The sequence below is a fragment of the Pseudomonas sp. yb_9 genome (assembly GCF_043103635.1).
Taxonomy (GTDB): domain Bacteria; phylum Pseudomonadota; class Gammaproteobacteria; order Pseudomonadales; family Pseudomonadaceae; genus Aquipseudomonas; species Aquipseudomonas monteilii.
Genome location: NZ_JBICKA010000072.1, coordinates 1 through 2,177, shown reverse-complemented (window position 1 = coordinate 2,177; position 2,177 = coordinate 1). Strand labels below are relative to the sequence as shown.

Annotated in this window: 2 protein-coding genes; both read right to left on the bottom strand. The window is 63.4% G+C overall.

Translation table 11 applies throughout. The features are described from left to right. A partial coding sequence (locus ACF8MI_RS19415) for a condensation domain-containing protein (protein ID WP_392517724.1) occupies positions 1 to 1,563 on the bottom strand: 1,563 nt, incomplete at its 3' end. A gap of 11 nt (positions 1,564 to 1,574) precedes the next feature. Further along, the coding region (locus tag ACF8MI_RS19410) for a phosphopantetheine-binding protein (protein ID WP_392517723.1) at positions 1,575 to 2,177 on the bottom strand (603 nt) is incomplete at its 5' end.

Sequence of the window (2,177 nt, the reverse complement as noted above, 5' to 3'; positions counted from 1 at the left end):
CGCGGGCGCGTCCGGGGTGGCGGCGACTTGCGCCTCGATCAGTTGCTGCAGGCACTGCTCCAGCGGGTAGTCGGCGTGGGTGCGGTTCCAGTCGTAGACCACCTGTTGCTGCTGCGCGGCATTCAACAGCGGCAACTCGGCGATGCGCTGCTGCGGGTGGGCGACGATGGCGGCCAACAGGCCCTGCCAGTGCCCGGCAAGCTGGGCGATGGTGGCTTCATCGAACAAGGCCGTTGCGTAGGTCAGGAACGCACCGATGCCGTGTTCATGCTCGACAGTGTTCAATGCAAGGTCGAACTGAGTGGTATGGATTTCCCAGTCGAGCGCCTCCAGGGTCAAGCCTGGCAGGCGCCGCGTCTGGCCCCTGCCCTCGCTGCCGTGGTTGTGCATCACCTGGAACAACGGGCTATGGCTGAGGCTGCGCTCTGGCTGCAGGGCTTCGACCAGTTGCTCGAACGGCAGGTCCTGATGCGCCTGTGCGCCCAGCCCGGCCTGGTGAACGTGCGCGACGAGCTCGTCAAAGGTGGTGCTCAGGTCGAATTCGGCCTTGAGGACCTGGGTGTTGACGAAGAAGCCGATGAGCCCCTCGACTTCGCTGCGATTGCGGTTGGCGATCGGGACGCCGACGCGGATGTCGTTCTGCCCGCTGTAGCGGTGCAACAACGCCTGGAAGCTTGCCAGCAGCAAGGTGAACAGCGTCACGCCCTGGCGCTTGGCCAACTGCTTCAGCGAATCTGCCAGCGCATCGTCAATGGCGATGTCGAGGCGTGCACCTGCATGGCTCTGCACTGCACCGCGCGGACGGTCCAGCGGCAATTCCAGTACCGGCTGTTCGTCCCCCAGATGGGCCGTCCAGTAGCCCAGTTGCTTCTCGCGTTCACCCGCTTCCATGAACTGCCGTTGCCACAACGCGTAGTCGGCATACTGCACAGGGAGCGGCGGCAATTGCAGCGCCTGCCCGGACTTGCCGGCCTCGTAGAAACGCACCAGCTCGTCGACCATGATCGGTGTCGACCAGCCATCGGAGACGATGTGGTGCAGGGTCAGCACCAGTACATGGTCATCCGCCGCCAGACGCAGCAGCTTGACCCGCAGCAAGGGCCCCTGCTCAAGGTCGAATGGCTGCTGAACTTCCTGCTCGACCCATGCCTTCAATGCCGCGCTGGTATCGACGTCGACGGCCTTGAGTGTATCGATGACCAGCTCGACGGGCGCTTCGGGGTGAATCACCTGTACCGGCTGGTCGCTGTCGAGGTGAAAGGTGGTACGCAGGGTTTCGTGTCGCGCGATCAGGGCATCGAAGCTGGCCTGCAGCGCCCGAAGGTCAAGATCGCCCTTCAGACGCAGGGCGACCGGAATGTTGTACGCGCTACCCTGGGGGTCCATTTGCCAGAGAAACCATTGCCGCTGCTGGGCGTAGGACAACGCCAGCGCTTCCCCCGGCGCTCTCGCAGGGATCGGCGCGACTCCGTACAAGTTGATTCCCTGACGCTTCAGGAGCATGGCCAGAGCGTGACGCTCTTTGGTGGACAACGATTTGACGGAGTCGAGCAACGCTTGCACTGATGTATCCCCTATGAAATCAGTTCATCAATTTCCTCCGTGGTTAGACGTTTGAGCGCCTCCAGCGATTTAGCCAGTTCTGCCTGAATCGGATCGATTTGCTGATTTTTCTCTTCGAGGCGACAAGAGAAATCCGCCAGCAGGGGATGCTCGAACAGCTCCTTCAAGGTGGCGTCGATGCCTGTCGCCTCGCGAACACGCACGATCACCTGGGTGGCCGATAGCGAATGGCCACCCAGGGCGAAGAAGCCATCGTTCAGGCCGACCCTTTCGAGTTTCAGCACGTCTGCCCAGATCGCCGCGATCTGTTGCTCCAGCTCGCTGCACGGGGCCACGTAGCTGTCCTGCAGCACGCTGGCATCCGGCTTGGGCAGGGCTTTGCGGTCCAGCTTGCCGTTGGCCGTCACCGGCAGGCGCTCGAGGAACAGCAAGTGGGTCGGGACCATGTAGTCGGCCAGGCCGAGCCTGAGGTGCTCGCGCAGTTCGCCGCGCAGCGCACTCTGTTGCTGTGGGTCGCTCGGCAGGTCGCCGGCCATGACCAGGTACGCGGCCAGTTGCTTGCCACCCGGCCCGTCGATGTCCAGCACCACCGCCTCGCGCACCCTCGGCTGCTC